Annotated in this window: 16 protein-coding genes; 14 read left to right on the forward strand and 2 right to left on the reverse strand. The window is 32.4% G+C overall.

Annotated elements, in window-relative coordinates; translation table 11 throughout:
• Positions 1-68: 68 nt before the first annotated feature.
• On the forward strand, positions 69-794 hold the full coding sequence (locus ACVC3Y_RS16965; RefSeq protein ID WP_452227544.1) for an NRDE family protein: 726 nt from the start codon (positions 69-71) through the stop codon (positions 792-794).
• A complete protein-coding gene (locus ACVC3Y_RS16970) occupies positions 787-1,782 on the forward strand; it encodes a DUF6695 family protein (protein WP_452227545.1) in 996 nt (331 codons plus the stop codon). Before ACVC3Y_RS16965 ends, ACVC3Y_RS16970 begins: the two co-directional genes overlap by 8 nt.
• On the opposite strand, the gene apaG is transcribed toward ACVC3Y_RS16970, so the two are convergent.
• A complete protein-coding gene (gene apaG, locus ACVC3Y_RS16975; RefSeq protein WP_303420319.1) occupies positions 1,779-2,165 on the reverse strand; it encodes a Co2+/Mg2+ efflux protein ApaG in 387 nt (128 codons plus the stop codon). The genes ACVC3Y_RS16970 and apaG overlap by 4 nt on opposite strands.
• 107 nt (positions 2,166-2,272) lie before the next feature.
• A complete protein-coding gene (locus ACVC3Y_RS16980) occupies positions 2,273-3,520 on the reverse strand; it encodes a type IX secretion system plug protein (protein ID WP_303420317.1) in 1,248 nt (415 codons plus the stop codon).
• A gap of 196 nt (positions 3,521-3,716) precedes the next feature.
• Between ACVC3Y_RS16980 and ACVC3Y_RS16985 the strand changes: the two genes are divergently transcribed.
• From ACVC3Y_RS16985 to ACVC3Y_RS17040, 12 genes are all read left to right on the forward strand, one after another.
• Positions 3,717-5,072, forward strand: coding sequence for a Na(+)-translocating NADH-quinone reductase subunit A (locus tag ACVC3Y_RS16985; protein WP_452227546.1), 1,356 nt, complete (start codon positions 3,717-3,719; stop codon positions 5,070-5,072).
• Positions 5,072-6,277, forward strand: a complete 1,206-nt coding sequence (locus ACVC3Y_RS16990; protein WP_303420313.1) for an NADH:ubiquinone reductase (Na(+)-transporting) subunit B — start codon at positions 5,072-5,074, stop codon at positions 6,275-6,277. The genes ACVC3Y_RS16985 and ACVC3Y_RS16990 overlap by 1 nt, the downstream gene beginning before the upstream one ends.
• A gap of 2 nt (positions 6,278-6,279) precedes the next feature.
• Positions 6,280-7,026, forward strand: a complete 747-nt coding sequence (locus tag ACVC3Y_RS16995; protein ID WP_303420311.1) for a Na(+)-translocating NADH-quinone reductase subunit C — start codon at positions 6,280-6,282, stop codon at positions 7,024-7,026.
• Between the two features lie 3 nt (positions 7,027-7,029).
• Complete coding sequence (locus ACVC3Y_RS17000) at positions 7,030-7,674, forward strand: NADH:ubiquinone reductase (Na(+)-transporting) subunit D (RefSeq protein ID WP_303420309.1); 645 nt, start codon at positions 7,030-7,032, stop codon at positions 7,672-7,674.
• A gap of 29 nt (positions 7,675-7,703) precedes the next feature.
• On the forward strand, positions 7,704-8,417 hold the full coding sequence (gene nqrE / locus ACVC3Y_RS17005) for an NADH:ubiquinone reductase (Na(+)-transporting) subunit E (RefSeq protein WP_303420307.1): 714 nt from the start codon (positions 7,704-7,706) through the stop codon (positions 8,415-8,417).
• Position 8,418: 1 nt separating this feature from the next.
• Positions 8,419-9,732, forward strand: a complete 1,314-nt coding sequence (gene nqrF / locus ACVC3Y_RS17010) for an NADH:ubiquinone reductase (Na(+)-transporting) subunit F (RefSeq protein WP_303420305.1) — start codon at positions 8,419-8,421, stop codon at positions 9,730-9,732.
• Positions 9,733-9,913: 181 nt separating this feature from the next.
• Positions 9,914-10,423: a hypothetical protein gene (locus tag ACVC3Y_RS17015; RefSeq protein ID WP_452227547.1), complete on the forward strand. Its 510-nt coding sequence runs from the start codon at positions 9,914-9,916 to the stop codon at positions 10,421-10,423.
• Positions 10,424-10,644: 221 nt separating this feature from the next.
• Entirely contained in the window at positions 10,645-12,411 is a 1,767-nt protein-coding gene (locus ACVC3Y_RS17020) for an OmpA family protein (RefSeq protein ID WP_452227548.1), read from the forward strand.
• An 89-nt stretch (positions 12,412-12,500) separates the two neighbouring features.
• Positions 12,501-13,589: an SdrD B-like domain-containing protein gene (locus ACVC3Y_RS17025; RefSeq protein ID WP_303420298.1), complete on the forward strand. Its 1,089-nt coding sequence runs from the start codon at positions 12,501-12,503 to the stop codon at positions 13,587-13,589.
• A gap of 71 nt (positions 13,590-13,660) precedes the next feature.
• Positions 13,661-14,047 carry a hypothetical protein gene (locus ACVC3Y_RS17030; protein ID WP_452227549.1) on the forward strand — a complete coding sequence of 129 codons (387 nt, stop codon included), beginning with the start codon at positions 13,661-13,663 and terminating at the stop codon, positions 14,045-14,047.
• Positions 14,048-14,145: 98 nt separating this feature from the next.
• Positions 14,146-15,012 carry a DUF4846 domain-containing protein gene (locus ACVC3Y_RS17035; RefSeq protein ID WP_452227550.1) on the forward strand — a complete coding sequence of 289 codons (867 nt, stop codon included), beginning with the start codon at positions 14,146-14,148 and terminating at the stop codon, positions 15,010-15,012.
• 74 nt (positions 15,013-15,086) lie between these two features.
• Positions 15,087-16,287: hypothetical protein (locus ACVC3Y_RS17040; protein WP_452227551.1), on the forward strand; the 1,201-nt coding region annotated here is incomplete at its 3' end.

The raw sequence follows: 16,287 nt of genomic DNA on the forward strand, positions 1-16,287 counted from the left end.
GCTAAAGGCAAGTTAAATTATAAGATTTTTTTTGTAAGTTGCTATGCGCTTTAAAGACTACAAAAAACATGTGTACAGTAACCATTTTTTCTAAAGGCAGAAATGATTTTGTGTTAACCTCTAATAGAGATGAAGCACCAAATCGTATTTCATTACCTCCAGATTTTTATTTGGTAAATAATACTAAAATGTTATTTCCAAAGGATGAAAAATCCGGAGGGACTTGGATTGGTGTAAGTGATAAGAATCGAATAGTTTGCTTGTTAAATGGAGGTTTTGAAGCGCATAATAAAAAAAAGAACTACAGATTAAGTCGTGGTGTTGTGGTTACAGATTTATTAGCTTCGGAAGAAATTGTAACTGCGATTGAAGCCTATGATTTTAAAAATATAGAACCATTTACATTAGTAATTGCAGATTGGAATACCGAATTAGAATTTTATGAATTGGTTTGGGATGGGGCTCAAAAACATTTTAGTAATTTGCCGAAAATGGCTAGAGTTTGGTCTTCTTCAACTTTGTATTCTAAAAAAATGAAAGAAGAACGTAAACAATGGTTTGATGATTTTAAAAACGGAACCGAATTGACTTCCGCGAAAGCGTTACAATTTCATAAAGAAACTAATGTAAAGAATACCGATTATGGTGTAATAATGGATAGAGGTGTTGTTAAAACTACTAGTATCACACAAGTAGTTAAGACAAAAGATTCTGTTTCTATGGTTTTTGAAAACCTGCAAAAAAATACTACATTATCAAAATCTATTTCATTTCCAGAAACTATTCATGAATAATACAGCAATTATTTTAACACTTGCCTATCCTGAAACTATTGTTATGGTTGCAGACGAATGGTATTCTCCATATTTACGTTTTTTAGGAGTTGGTAAAAAGAATTATTTGAGAGCTGGTCATGCTGCTTTGGTTTTAATTGAAAAAGCTACAGGTATTTTAGAATATCATGATTTTGGAAGATATATTACTCCAGAACCTAATGGAAGGGTTCGAGGAAAAGACACGGATCATGAGTTGTGTTTTCCGGTTGTTGCCAAATTTGAAAATGACAAAATTGAGAATTTAAATGAAATTTTAGAGTTTCTAGCGACACATCCTAAACTTACACATGGTGATGGTAAATTAATAGCTTCGGTTTGTAATGCTGTAGATTATTATTCGGCAAGACAATATATCACTATGATGCAGCAACGAGACTTTATACGTTATGCAGCGTTTATTAAAGAAGCTTGCAATTGTGCACGTTTTGTAACGGACGCTTTAATTGTTTCTGTAACCGATAAGTTGATAAAAGATAAATTAGAAAAATCGAAATGGTTTACACCAAGTACCATTGGGAATGTGGTAATTGCAGATACAGAGAATATGGTTTATGAGGTTTCTGAAACTGGAGAAATTTCAGAATATAAATCGACTGTAAGTAAAGATAATAGGTTGTATTTTTTGGATAGATTAAAAAATCATGTACCAAGTTTTGTTGGTACATTAAAACCTAAGCCTGTTGAAAATCTTCATGAAAATGCACAATGGCTTTCGGGTATTGCAGCAGGAGCTTGGTACGAATTACATGCTACTGAAAATAGATTAGAGTATTGGTATAAAAGAATTTCGCCTTATGGAAACATTGATGTACACGCTTTATATAAAGTCACAAAAGCAGGATTTAATTACCAGGAAGCATTTGAGTTTATTCATTATTCTAATTGTAAGTTTTTTCATGTAAAACAAAAAGAAACTGTTTATAAATTTGAAATAAAAGAAATTTAATTTAGAGCAAAAGGAGCGCTTAATTTAAAGGTAGGAATTGCTACTTGAAATTTTTTGGTATTGCTAAAATTTACCATTTCATAATATCCTTTCATTGCTCCAAAAGGAGAGGTAAGTAAACATCCGGAATTATAAGTATGAGATTCTCCTGGTTTTAAAACAGGTTTTTTACCTATAACACCTTCGCCAGAAACCGTTTCTACATGATTTAAAGCGTCAAAAATTATCCAATGTCTTGCATTAAGTTGCACAGAGTCTTTGCTCTGGTTTTCAATAGTTACTTGGTATCCAAAGGCAAATTGTATTTTATAGTTTCTATAAAAAGTGCCTTCAAAAGTAGTATCTACTGAAATCTTTATGCCTTTTGTAACTTGTTGAACCATTTTAACTTCTGATAATCAAGGGGTTTAATAGTCAAAAATACTAAAAAAATAAATTATTCAACCTTTATTTAGTATTTCTTTGATAGGAAGATAGTAAATTATTTTTATTAATTAGTGATATTTACAGAGCTTGCTTCACCTAAACCAATAATTTTATCGTAGCGTGCACCTAAATCTTTGTAGTAAACTAATACTTTGTAATTGTTTTCAGTTTGCCAAAAATTTCCGCTAATAGCACCTTCATCTAACTTTCCGTTTTTATTTACAACAACATATTTGTAGTTATAAAATCCTTGTTTTAGTAATATTTCGTTTTTATAAACTCCTTTTTCTGCATTAAATCTCATTTTAGTACTTTCATCAATAGTGTAATTATTAAAGTTACCATATACATGTAGTTCTTTGTTTTCTGGTAATTCTTCTAACAATAAAGAGAAAAACATCCATACATAATCTGCTTCAATACTTGAGTTGCTAGCGTCTAATGCAGTTACTAGATAATTACCATTAATATCTGGATTGTAAGTGTAAGGTGTGTCTCTCCTAACAAGGTTGGTGTATAAATAATTGTGGTATAATTCTTTTAAATCTATAAACTGTATTCCTGTGTTTGCAGCTCTTACATCTTTGTTTTCAAACCATAAATATTCATTTCCTGCCCAAAAGCTAGTTTCGGTGTTGTATTTATAAATAAGTTCATTGCCAAGGGTGTACATTGGTTGTATGCCAGAAATTGCAGTGTTTAAATTATTGTTTTGTATGATAACTGTTTTAATAGTCTGCTTTGGATTGTTAAACGGAGTATTGTTAGAAGAAATAGTAATATCTACAGTTTGTTTGTCTTTAATGTTTCTAACATCTCGAGATCGTTTTATTGCGACTCCAACATTTGCACTTTCTTCGTAAACCATGAATTTTCTGGAAAATGCTAGCTCGTCATAATCGTCATATATTTTAAGCATATAATTTCCAGATACTTTTAATCTTCGTGTTCTTTCATTTGGGATTGTAAGTTGGTAATTCGAATAAATTTGTAAGGTGTTAAACGAATTTTCGTAAGTTCGAATACGTTGGTTGTCAAAACCTTCTAGATATTCCATTTTAGCTAAAACCGAAGGTGTCCAATCGTAATTATAATGTTCAATTATATAATAATAATCTTCTTCGTCTCCATTTAGCGCGTCAAATTCTAATTGTAAGTATTCTCCAAGTTTTAAAACAGGTAATTGACTTTCATCTGTATTTCCTTTAAAAGTAATTGTTTTAATGTAGTCAGGTGGAGCAACTTCTTGTGCGATTTGTGCAATTAAGCTTGTAGAGAATAAAAGGGTTGCTATAAGATGTTTAAAATTCACAGATCTGTAATTGTTGTTTTGCAGTAAATATAAGCAATTTTTATGCCTAAGCTTATTAATTTATTTAGATTGAGTATAAATAGTATGGAAGGCGATTTTTAGACGTGTTTTTATGGATTAATTCGTAAATTTGCATCGATTTTTAAGAGACTTAAAAATTTAAAACACTATAACTATTAACAAATAGATTTATAATATGTCAAACGACATTAAGATTAAAAAAGGTCTAGATATTAAGTTAAAAGGAACTGCAGAAGCGGCAAAAGAGAACGCTATTATCAGTAACTTTTTCTCTGTAAGACCAGAAGATTTCCACAGTGTTATACCAAAATTAATTGCAAAAGTTGGAACTAAAGTAAAAGCAGGAGAGCCTATTTTTTACGATAAATCTAATGAAGCTTTAAAGTTTGTTTCTCCAGTTTCTGGTGAAATAATAGACATTCCTCGTGGAGAAAAACGCAAAATTTTAGCAGTTAAAATTCAAGCTGACAAAGAGCAGTCTTACCAAGATAATGGTAAGCTTAATGTAGATGCCGCAAAGGCAGAAGACATTAAAGCACATTTGTTAGCTTCAGGTTGTTGGCCTTTTATTAAGCAACGTCCTTATGATGTAATTGCAAATCCAGACAAAGCACCAAAAGCAATTTTTGTTTCTGCTTATGCTTCTGCACCTTTAGTAGCAGATTTAGACTTTACCCTTCAAGGTAAAGAAGCAGAATTACAGGTTGCAGTTACTGCTTTAACTAAATTGACCGAAGGGCAAGTTCATATTTCTGTTGGTAAAAACGGGAACTCGCCACTGGCAAATGTTTCTGGAGCAACAATACATCCAGTTTCCGGACCACATCCTTCTGGTAATGTTGGTACGCAAATAAACAAAATTGATCCTGTTAATAAAGGAGAAGTAGTTTGGACGGTTAACGCACAAGACCTTGTTATAATTGGGGAATTATTATTAACGGGTAAGTTTAATGCAGAGCGAATTGTTGCTCTTGCAGGTTCTTCCGTTAAAAAACCTAGATATTTTGTTACTAAGTTAGGAGCAGAAGTTGCTTCTATGATTTATGATAACGGTGTAGATAAAAACGATAACATTAGAATCATTTCAGGAAATGTATTAAGCGGAAAGCAAGTGCAACCTGATGGCTTTTTAGATTATTATAGCAATACTATTACTGTAATACCAGAAGGTAATGATTATGAATTTTTTGGATGGAATAAACCTGTGTTTAACAAGGTTTCTACTTCAAGAGCACTTACATTTTCTTGGTTAACTCCTAAAAAAGAATACGATTTAAATACCAATACAAATGGGGAACATCGTGCTTTTGTTACTACAGGGACGTACGAGGAGGTTTTTCCTTTAGATATATATCCAATGCAAATTTTAAAAGCTTGTATGTATCAAGATTTAGATGAAATGGAAGCTTTAGGAATGTACGAAGTTGCACCAGAAGATTTTGCTTTAACAGAATTTGTATGTGTATCTAAACAACCACATCAAGATATTATAAGAAAAGGTTTAGACTTAATGCTAAAAGAGATAGGATAATGGGTTTAAAAAGTAGTTTACATAACTTAAAAGAAAAGTATAAAGGTACCAAAATGGCTCCTGCATTTAATGCAATCCATACCTTTTTATACTTACCAAATGAGACCACGCATAATGGTACTCATATAAAAGCAGCAGATGACTTAAAGCGTACCATGAATACCGTAATCATGGCACTTGTACCATGTTTAATATTTGGTATGTTTAATGCAGGCTACCAACATCACTTAGCTTCTGGAACGATAGAAGCTGCTAACGGGTTTTTTAGCTCCTCTTTTTGGACTTGGGATAACTTAGTTATTGGTTTAGTTAAAATTTTACCACTAGTAATTGTTTCTTACGGAGTTGGTTTGCTTATCGAATTTATTTTCGCTGTAATTAAAGGCCACGAGGTAGAAGAAGGATACTTAGTAACAGGAATGTTAGTGCCGTTAATTGTACCAATTGATATTCCATTATGGATGCTTGCAGTTGCAGTAGCCTTTGGTGTTGTTATAGGAAAAGAAGTGTTTGGAGGTACAGGAATGAATATTTTAAATCCAGCATTAACTATACGTGCTTTTTTATTCTTTGCATATCCTACTTGGATGTCTGGAGATAAAGTTTGGGTGCAAGGAGCTGTAGAAGCAGCTGGTACTCCAGATGCTATTTCAGGAGAAACCATTTTAGGAACTCTTGCACAAAACAACGAAGTAACGCATTCTGTTGCAGATATGTTTTTAGGATTTATTCCTGGTTCTGTTGGTGAAACTTCTACATTATTAATATTACTAGGCGCATTATTCTTAATCTTCGCTAAAATAGGAAGCTGGAGAATCATGTTGTCTTCTGTAGCAGGGGCTTTAGTAATGGGATTAATATTTAATGGATTTGTAAATGCAGATGTCATTGCAGATAGTAGTAAGTTTTACGGATTAATGAGTACTCCTTTTTGGCATCACTTACTTATTGGTGGTTTTGCTTTTGGTACGGTGTTTATGGCAACAGATCCTGTTACTGCATCACAAACTAATAAAGGTAAATGGATTTACGGATTCTTAATCGGATTCATTTCAATACTAATTAGAGTATTCAATCCTGCATATCCAGAAGGAGTTATGCTAGCCATTCTATTAATGAATGTGTTTGCTCCAACCATTGACCATTATGTGGTACAAGGAAATGTAAAAAGAAGAATGAAGCGTTTAAAAACTAAAGTTGCTTAAACATGGAAAAAAGAACAGATAAAAATTCATATACTATACTTTTTGCCATTGCTATGGTAATTGTAGTAGGAGGTTTGCTAGCTTTTACAGCATCTGCACTACGTCCTAGAATTGATAATAACGAAAGATTAGAAAGGCAACAAAACATTTTGTATGCTATGGGGGTTAATGAAAATGAAGGCAATTCTGCTATTTTTGTTTCAACAGATAAAGCTCCTGAATTATTTTCACAATACATTAAAAAACAATTAGTGTTAGAAGGGGATAAAGTTTCAGAAAATCAAGAAGCATATCTAATCGATGTAAAAAAAGAACAAACAGCTGCTAAAGCAGGTGATGTTAGAAAACTTCCTTTGTTTGTAGGTGAAAAAGATGGTCAAACATTTTATATAGCACCAATTAGAGGAAAAGGATTATGGGATGCCGTTTGGGCGTACATTGCTATGGATGAAAACATGGTAGTACAAGGTGCTTATTTTGATCATAAAGGAGAAACTGCTGGTTTAGGTGCAAACATTAAACAACGTTTCTTTATGGATGACTTTATTGGTGAGCACTTAAAGTCTAACGGAAACTTTAAAGGTATTAATATATCTAAAAGCAACAACGATCCTAAAAACGAAGACAAAACAGATAATGAGGTAGATGCTATAGCTGGAGCAACTATTACAGGAGACGGTGTTTCTGCAATGATAAAATCAGAGCTTAAACAGTATGTGCCTTATTTTGATAACTTAAAAAAGAATTAATTTATGGGACTTTTATCAAAAAAAGACGCAGCATTAATTACAGACCCTTTAGCAGATAATAACCCTATTACAATTCAAGTTTTAGGTATTTGTTCTGCATTAGCAATTACTGCAGAATTAGAAGCAGCAATCGTAATGTCCGTTTCGGTATTATTTGTTTTAGGAATTGGTAACGTAGTTATCTCTTTAATGCGAAACATTATACCTTCAAAAATTAGAATTATTGTTCAACTAATCGTAGTTGCTGCATTAGTAATTATAGTAGATCAAGTCTTAAAAGCTTTTGCTTACGAGTTAAGTAAAACGCTTTCTGTATTTGTAGGATTAATTATTACAAACTGTATCATTATGGGACGTTTTGAAGCTTTTGCTCTAGCGAACAAACCATGGCCTTCTTTTTTAGACGGTATTGGTAACTCTTTAGGATACGGTGTTATTTTAATAATCGTAGCATTCTTTAGAGAGCTTTTAGGAGCTGGAACTTTATTAGGTATTCCTGTTTTAGGAGATCCTATTGAAAAAACAGGATTATACGCTTTAGGTTACGAAAATAATGGTTTTATGATTATGCCTCCAATGGCATTAATTGTTGTAGGAATTATTATTTGGGTACAACGTAGTAGAAACAAAGCATTAATTGAAGATTAAGCTAGTAACTACTAACAAACTATAAAAAAATGGAACATTTAGAATTATTTTTAAAATCAATATTTATAGATAACATGGTATTTTCCGTATTCTTAGGAATGTGTTCATACCTTGCAGTATCTAAAAAAGTTAGTACAGCAGTTGGTTTAGGAGCTGCTGTGATTTTTGTATTAGCTATAACAGTACCTTTAAACTGGTTATTAGATCAATATGTGTTACAACCAGGAGCACTATCATGGTTAGGTGAAGAATATGCAGACTACGATTTAAGCTTCCTTTCTTTCATCATGTTCATTGCAACTATTGCAACCATGGTACAATTAGTAGAAATAGTGGTTGAAAAATTCTCACCATCATTATATAATTCACTTGGTATTTTCTTACCATTAATTGCAGTAAACTGTGCTATTTTAGGTGGGTCTTTATTTATGCAATCCCGAGAAATTCCAACATTAGGATTAGCTACCACTTATGGTATTGGTTCTGGAATAGGATGGTTTTTAGCAATTCTAGCAATTGCAGCTATTCGTGAGAAAATTAGATATTCTAACGTGCCTCCTGCATTAAGAGGTTTAGGTATCACATTTATCATTACAGGTTTAATGGCAATTGGTTTTATGAGTTTTGGTGGAATGTTAACAGGAGGAGATGAAGAAACTAAAGAAGATAAAACAGTACAAATCGAAACTGTAGATCAAGAGAACACAAAAGAGTTAGCTAACAACACAACAATAACAGAGTAACATGATATTAGCAGCAAGTACATTAGGAACCATAATAGCAACTGTAGCAGCTTTTTTACTAGTAACTTTACTATTAGTATCTCTGTTATTATTTGTAAAACAAAAATTATCTCCATCTGGTCCTGTAAAGATTACTATTAATGGAGAAAGAGAAATAGAAGTAGGTTCTGGAGACAGTTTACTATCTACTTTAGGTGCACAAAAAATATTCTTGCCATCTGCTTGTGGTGGTGGTGGAACATGTATTCAATGTGAATGTCACGTTCTTTCTGGAGGTGGTGAAGCATTACCAACAGAAACACCTCACTTTTCTAGAAAAGAATTAGCTCATGGAGCACGTTTATCTTGTCAGGTAAAAGTGAAACAAGACATGGAAATTACAATTCCTGAAGAAGTTTTCGGAATTAAAAAATGGGAAGCAACTGTTGTTTCAAACTATAATGTAGCAACATTTATTAAAGAGTTTGTAGTAGAAATACCTGAGGATATGGACTACAAAGCAGGAGGGTACATTCAAATTGAAATTCCTAACTGTGAAATTAAATATTCAGATATGGATATTACTGCGCATCCAGAAGATCATCCTGGAGAGCCAAATAAATTTGAAGCAGATTGGGATAAGTTCGGTTTAAGACCTTTAGTTATGAAAAATAACGAACTTGTTGAAAGAGCATATTCTATGGCTTCTTACCCAGCAGAAGGAAGAAAAATCATGCTTAACGTACGTGTTGCAACTCCTCCTTTTGATAGAGCCAAAGGTGGCTGGATGGATGTAAATCCTGGAGTAGCATCATCGTATATATTCAACCAAAAAGTTGGAGATAAGGTAACTATATCTGGACCTTATGGTGAATTCTTTATCAATGATAGTGAAGCCGAAATGTTATATGTTGGTGGTGGAGCTGGAATGGCACCTATGCGTTCTCATTTATATGAATTGTTTAGAACTATTAAGACAGGAAGAAAAGTAACTTATTGGTATGGTGGACGTTCTAAAGCAGAATTATTCTACATCCATTACTTTAGAGCATTAGAAAAAGATTTCCCGAACTTTAAATTCTTTATTGCATTATCCGATCCTACGGAAGCAGATAACTGGCAACTTAAAAAAGATGTTGATGATACAGAAGGAGACGGATTTACAGGATTTATTCACCAAGTGGTAATTGATCAATATTTATCTAAACATGAGTCACCGGAAGATATAGAATTATATTTCTGTGGTCCTCCATTAATGAATCAAGCGGTTCAAAAAATGGGAGAAGATTTCGGTATTGATGATGAGAATATCCGATTTGATGATTTTGGAGGATAGAAATTAAGAGTCTTTAAAAGACTGTAATTTTAAGAAAAGTAAAAATTAATGATATACAGACCTTACAGTTTAAAAACTGCAAGGTCTTTTTTTTTTTTTGAATTTGTTTCAAAAAGGAGGTAACAATTTTACATGCTTCTTTATATAAGTATGAATAACAAAATTTAAAACCTTTTTTATAATGAAAAATTATATTTACAAATTCGCTTTTATTAGTATGTTTTTTTTAGTTTTTTCAAGCTGTAGTACTAATAATAATTCCGTATCAAGAGCTGCTGAAAGTATTGAGATTATTATCGATAACGGAATACCTCAGAACTACTCTTATAATATTATCGCAAAAGATTACCCAATGACACCAACTTCAGGTTATAATTGCGAGTTTACTATTACATCTGAAGATTTAAGCGCAAATACTTTTATTGCAAATTTAGGGATGCAAGTAGCAACTTGTCCTTTTACAGTTACAGCTCCATTTTCTAATACTATGACAGGATCTTTAAGTCCATTTTTTACCATTCCAGGAATTAACTTTGATGATGCAGCAGCTAACAGTATTAATTTTAATATTATTGCTTTTGGTGATAATCCAGGAGACGATATAGATATTGTTTTGTCAGGAACTTTTTATGTAGTTTCAGATCCAAATCCACATACACTTTTAATAACTATTCATGTGCATAGAGATTAATTACCTTAAATTATAAGCGCACTTTTAACCCAACATATTCCTGTTGGGTTTTTTATTCTACCTACATAAACAAGTCCAATCTACATATATAAGTATCCCCTTATATATAAGAAGTTCTAATAAAATATTTGTTCTGCTATAAATTAATACCTAATACAGGGTAACAATTTTACCTGCTTCTTTATATAAGTATGAGTAACAAATTAACAAAAACTTTTATCATGAAAAATTTATTAAAATTAGTATTAATGTTATTTGTATTTGCAAATACATTTTCAGCCATGGCACAACAAGAGCCATTAGATCGAAATTATTTTCAATTAAGCCCAAGAATTGGTTATGATTTTCCTACCTACAAAAATAACACGCCATACATAGATTATAAAGGAGGAATAGATTTAGGTCTTTCTTTAGACTATTATTGGAACTGGTTCGGGTTGGGTTTCGATTTTGATTATATCAAAAACCAGCCAGAAAGTACATATCCAACTACAGATCTTTATGCATCTGATGGATTGACACCTATAAATACTTTCCGCGTAAGCGAAGATAATATAACTCGTATGTTTTATGGTATTGGTCCAAATGCTCAGTTTAGAAATAAATCGGGTACATTTAAAACAGAACTGAATACACGTTTTGGTTTCGCTTCAATAGATGGAGGAAGAACCTATTTAGAAGGTACATCTACATTAGGAACAACGCCTTTAAACTTTCATGCTGGTTATAAAGATTCCGGGGTATTTACTTTTAAAGGTCAAGTGCGTTTCACTTATTTCTTAAGCAAAAATTTCGGTGTCCATGCAGGAGCATATTATATGAAACATTTTGGTGTACAAGAATTAAACGAATCAGGAATATCGGCTATGTACCACCCTTTTAGTTCTGGAACAGGAAGTGTAGGAGAACCAATTAATGAATTAGACGCAAATCCTTTATTAAGAGATGAGTCATGCGATTGTGATATTTCTTCGGTAGGCATATTTGCAGGTGTCACTTTTAAACTAAATAAGAAGGAAAATGTTTGCCCTGTGTGTAAAGAAGACCATATGCCACATTGTTGCACAACTTGCGGATGTGGAGTAACGGTAACAGCAAAAGATAAATTTTCAGGAATAGTATTACCAAATACAGATGTGGTTTTAACAGACTTAAATGGAAATATTGTGCAAACAGGAACAACAAATACATACGGAGTAATTGTTTTTAATGATGTTGTAGAAGATAATTATATCATTAAAGGACAGCTCTATAATATAGATTTATTAGAAGGAAGTATTGCTAAAGAGGAATTTAAAAATTGTCAAAAGGAAAGCTCCGGAATTCAAAAAACAATTCTATACACCAATGAGAAATTTATACTTAAAGGAAATGTTTTAGAGTGTAATACAGATGAAGGAATACAAGGTGTAGATATTATTTTAAAAGATAAAACAAAAGCATCACAGAAGAATACGTTATCAAATGCAGAAGGTGATTTTATATTTCACCTAACACAAGAGTCCACTTTTGTGTTAAACGGAAGAAAAAATGGTTACTATTCAAATGAAGTAGAAGTTTCTACAGGATGGTACAATAGAGATACTACACTATTTATAGACTTAGAAATGTGTGTAGATCCATGTGGTAAGGCAATTAAACTGGATAATATTAATTTCGATTTAGATAAGGCCGAAATTCTACCAATATCCATTCCAGATTTACAACGTGTAGTAAAACTAATGCGTGATAATCCAAGCATTCAAGTAGAAATGTCATCACATACCGATAGTCAAGGTTCTGATGCCTATAACAAACAATTATCACAACGTCGTGCAGATGCTACAGTAAACTATATAGCAAGCCAAGGTATATCTAGAGATCGCTTAATAGCCAGAGGAGCAGGCGAAAGTGAATTAAAAAACACAAAATGTGAAAATAATGTACCATGTACAGATGATGAGCATCGTGTAAACCGAAGAACAGAATTTAAAGTAGTATGCTTTTAATATAATTTGATTTAATCTGCTATTAATCAATAACCAAATCCAAGCAGTTGTTAATTGCTGCTTGGATTTAAACTAAAAATTTAGAAATTATGAAAACAATAGATAAAACAAACAATACCCAAATAAATACAATAACCTATACCTTTTTTAAACTAGTTTTTTTATGCTTTTTGTTCCTACAGTTTTCTTGTAGTAGTGATGAATCTTGTGAATATATTACAGGCGGACCAGTAATTCCACCTACTTGTGATTTGCAATCCGAATTAAATCTTTCTACAGGAATAGATACAAATGGAAATGTGCTTACTCCTGGGAAAGGAATTGTAGATCCATTTTGGAGAGTGATTAATAACCCACCACTATTATCTTGTTCAGACCCTTTAGTTTCAACAATTAATGGAGATGCTTATGTAATTAACTTTGCCAATTTTGGTCCAGATGGATGGGTTAATCAAACAGGATCTACAACATTAGCACCAATGGATTTAGGAACCACAGATACTTTTGGTTGTAATAACGCAAGTAATAATAATGGAGATAAAGTGCCATATGTTTTTGAAAGACCTTTTTGCATATTAGAAGATACTTGTATAGACTTTAGTTTTACCTTAAAAGGAGATGATCAAGTGTATTTAGAATTAATTGATAATTCAAATAATTTTCCAATAGATACAAGTCCAACATATATTTGGTCTAATACAGGAATTCAAACTTGGAGCACTTCTAATTTATGTTTGTCCTCAGGAAGTTATAGTTTAAGAGCCTATTTGGTAAATACCAACGCTACAGTCTTAGGTTTCTCACTTGTAGGGAATTTAGTAACTACTAATGGAGATGCTTCTATTTCTAATAACGTGGAAGGATGTTGTCAAAACAATGTAATAAGTGTTTTAAATATTTTAGAAGAAAATTGTGATTCTGTTTTTGATAATGGCGTAGATCAATTAGGAAATGGTTGGTCATTTATCTTAAAAGATATTTCAAATACCATTATAAGAACAGAAACAACAGATGCAAATGGAAATGTATTCTTTTCTGGATTAGAAGATGGAACCTATACCGTAGAAATTGTGAACCAAACAGGTTGGATTTCGTCTAATCCAAGCACTGGAACAATAACCGTAACTGTAGCAAATAATGAAGCTACTATACTAGAATTTTTTAGTTGTATTAATTAATAATTATATTAGCCTTTAATAAAAAAAGGCAATGGAGAAACAATCAAAGTTGCCTTTTATAAAAAAACACCATGAAAATAACATTGAAAATAATATCCCTTTTAGTTTTTATTTTACTAATAAGTTCTTGTTCCAGCGATAACAATGAGTCAGAAAGTGAAAGTTTGGAAGGGCAAGGACAATCGCAATTAATATTTAGCGCTTTTGGAGATATTGGATGTGGCGTAATTACAGTTGCTGTAGATCTACTGGAAACAAAAACTATGGACGGTCAAGATCCTTCTACCGGTTTTGTGTATTGTCAGGACTCAAGCGCGTCTGTTGTACAATGGATTGATATTCCTGCAGGTACATACAATTACGTAGCTAGTTGTTCGGGATATACTTGGACAGGAACTAGAGTCTTAGGTATAGGCAGTTGCAATAATTTAAGCCTTACCGTTGGTTCCGCAGATTAAAAGAAATATTATTTCTAGAAATAAAACGCGAAATTTATAAATCGCTTAAAAAATTTAAACCCAATACGAAAGTGTTGGGTTTTTTCGTTATAAACGCTATGAAGAAATTTGTATTACTTGTTTTATCACTATCAGCAATTGTTGTTTGCGTCTTTCAATTTAAACCAGTAAAAAAGATGGTAGCAAAAGTGGAAGCAACTATAGTAACGACAAGTCTTATAAATAAAGACAGTCTTACCATTGTGTCGAGAGTAAATTTGCCTATAGGATATAAACGAGTAATCTACCCCAAAGGATCTTTTCAAGAATATTTAAGAAACTATCCATTGAAACCCTTTGGAAGTAAAATAATTAATTATGATGACACCGAGTATTTTTGGCAAGGAGGACATATCGGAATTTTAGAAGTTCCTGTTCCAAAAAACGGACTCCAACAATGTGCTGATGCTTTAATTCGAATTAGAAGCGAATACCTTTGGATGCAAAATAGAAAAGACGAAATTGGTTTTAATTTTACTAGTGGTCATTATTGTTCTTGGTTAAAATATGCAGCAGGTTTTAGAGCAAAAATCAATGGAAATAAAGTTAGTTTTTATAAAACAGCAACGGAAAACCATACGAAAGAAAATTTTTATAAATACCTTAATCTAATCTACATGTATTCGGGGACATTGTCTCTTTTTAATGAGCTAAAATCTATAGAGGCTTCAGATTTAAAAATTGGCGATATGTTAATTAAAGGTGGTTCTCCAGGACATATTGTAATGCTTGGTGACGAAGCAGTAAATAATAAAGGAGAAAAAATATACTTGCTGTTTCAAGGCAATACGCCAGCGCAAAGTGTACATCTTGTTAAAAATTTAGAAAACACCAAGCTTTCTCCTTGGTATTCTTTACAAAAGAATACAACTATTCCTGTGTCGAACTATACCTTTCAAAGTTCCAAGTTTGTACGATTTAAGTAAAGTTTAAATTTTTATGCTCACATTTTACAATCGTTTCGATGTAATAGTATATAAACCATAAAAAGCTATTAATCATGAAACGATTATTACAATTAATTACTTTGCTATGCTTGACTAGTACAGCAACATTTTCGCAAGTCACTTGGATTGGCGCAGGAACAGATAACGATTGGGACAACCCAGCCAATTGGGATGTATTTGCCATTCCTTCAACAACAGATGATGTTATAATACCATCCGGATATACAGTCGTCCTAAACGTATTTGGCAACATTAAATCCATCAATTTACAAGGCGATTCTGTATTTGAAATAAATACAAATCTAACTTTTACAGCGCCTTCTAATTTTGGACCTAATACTACTGTTAATTGGAATTCAGGAACCATTAATGGTTCGCTAAGTTCATTAACCAATCAAGGTGTTATAAATTTGCGAACTACTTCTAATAAGTCTATAAGTGGTGAAATGACACTTGAAAATGAGGGGTTCATCAACATTACTTCTAGTGGCGATTTACTCATTACTGGTAGTGAAAGTGTGTTGCATAATCCAATAGAAGGGATTATTGATATGCAGGCAGATGCAGGAAATATCAGTTGGTCGGGAACAACAGGTGTTTTAAATAATGAAGGATTGATAAAAAAGACAACTTCTTCTGGAGTCGCTGCAATTGTACTTCCTATAAATAATAATGATGGAACTATTCAAGTAGAAGCTGGTACACTTTCTTTTCAAAATGCATTAGGAAAAAATTTTACAGAAGGAACCTATAATGTATTTGCTGGTGCTACTATGGATTGGGATACAACCATTAATCCATCTGGTACACTAGAAGGAAATATAGTGGGTAACCTAAACTGGAATAGTATTTTAAATATCCCAGACGGAGAAAATGCCACTTTTAACTTTTCGGAAACAGATAATTTTAATTGGACAACAGGAACTCTTTCAGGAGGAGGAACCTTAATAAATACGAATGTTTTGAAACTTATCGGTTCTTCTAATAAGTTTGTTTCAGGAGATTCAACTCTAGAAAACTTAGGTACATTAGTGCTTACCTCGAATGGGGATTTACTCATTACTGGTAGTGAAAGTGTGTTGCATAATCCAATAGAAGGGATTATTGATATGCAGGCAGATGCAGGAAATATCAGTTGGTCGGGAACACCAGGTGTTTTAAATAATGAAGGATTGATCAAAAAGACAACTTCTTCTGGAATCGCCGCAATTGTACTTCCTATAAATAATAATGACGGAACTATTCAAGTAGAAT

This window comes from Lacinutrix cladophorae (assembly GCF_053604645.1).

Excerpts from the sequence above, each read along its gene's own strand:
- ACVC3Y_RS16985 (WP_452227546.1), top strand. The coding sequence starts at position 3,717 with ATGTCAAACGACATTAAGATTAAAAAAGGTCTAGATATTAAGTTAAAA.
- ACVC3Y_RS17035 (WP_452227550.1), top strand. The coding sequence starts at position 14,146 with ATGAAGAAATTTGTATTACTTGTTTTATCACTATCAGCAATTGTTGTT.
- nqrE (WP_303420307.1), top strand. The coding sequence starts at position 7,704 with ATGGAACATTTAGAATTATTTTTAAAATCAATATTTATAGATAACATG.
- ACVC3Y_RS17015 (WP_452227547.1), top strand. The coding sequence starts at position 9,914 with ATGAAAAATTATATTTACAAATTCGCTTTTATTAGTATGTTTTTTTTA.
- ACVC3Y_RS17025 (WP_303420298.1), top strand. The coding sequence starts at position 12,501 with ATGAAAACAATAGATAAAACAAACAATACCCAAATAAATACAATAACC.
- ACVC3Y_RS16965 (WP_452227544.1), top strand. The coding sequence starts at position 69 with ATGTGTACAGTAACCATTTTTTCTAAAGGCAGAAATGATTTTGTGTTA.
- ACVC3Y_RS17020 (WP_452227548.1), top strand. The coding sequence starts at position 10,645 with ATGAAAAATTTATTAAAATTAGTATTAATGTTATTTGTATTTGCAAAT.
- ACVC3Y_RS16995 (WP_303420311.1), top strand. The coding sequence starts at position 6,280 with ATGGAAAAAAGAACAGATAAAAATTCATATACTATACTTTTTGCCATT.
- ACVC3Y_RS16990 (WP_303420313.1), top strand. The coding sequence starts at position 5,072 with ATGGGTTTAAAAAGTAGTTTACATAACTTAAAAGAAAAGTATAAAGGT.
- apaG (WP_303420319.1), bottom strand. The coding sequence starts at position 2,165 with ATGGTTCAACAAGTTACAAAAGGCATAAAGATTTCAGTAGATACTACT.
- ACVC3Y_RS17000 (WP_303420309.1), top strand. The coding sequence starts at position 7,030 with ATGGGACTTTTATCAAAAAAAGACGCAGCATTAATTACAGACCCTTTA.
- nqrF (WP_303420305.1), top strand. The coding sequence starts at position 8,419 with ATGATATTAGCAGCAAGTACATTAGGAACCATAATAGCAACTGTAGCA.
- ACVC3Y_RS16970 (WP_452227545.1), top strand. The coding sequence starts at position 787 with ATGAATAATACAGCAATTATTTTAACACTTGCCTATCCTGAAACTATT.
- ACVC3Y_RS17030 (WP_452227549.1), top strand. The coding sequence starts at position 13,661 with ATGAAAATAACATTGAAAATAATATCCCTTTTAGTTTTTATTTTACTA.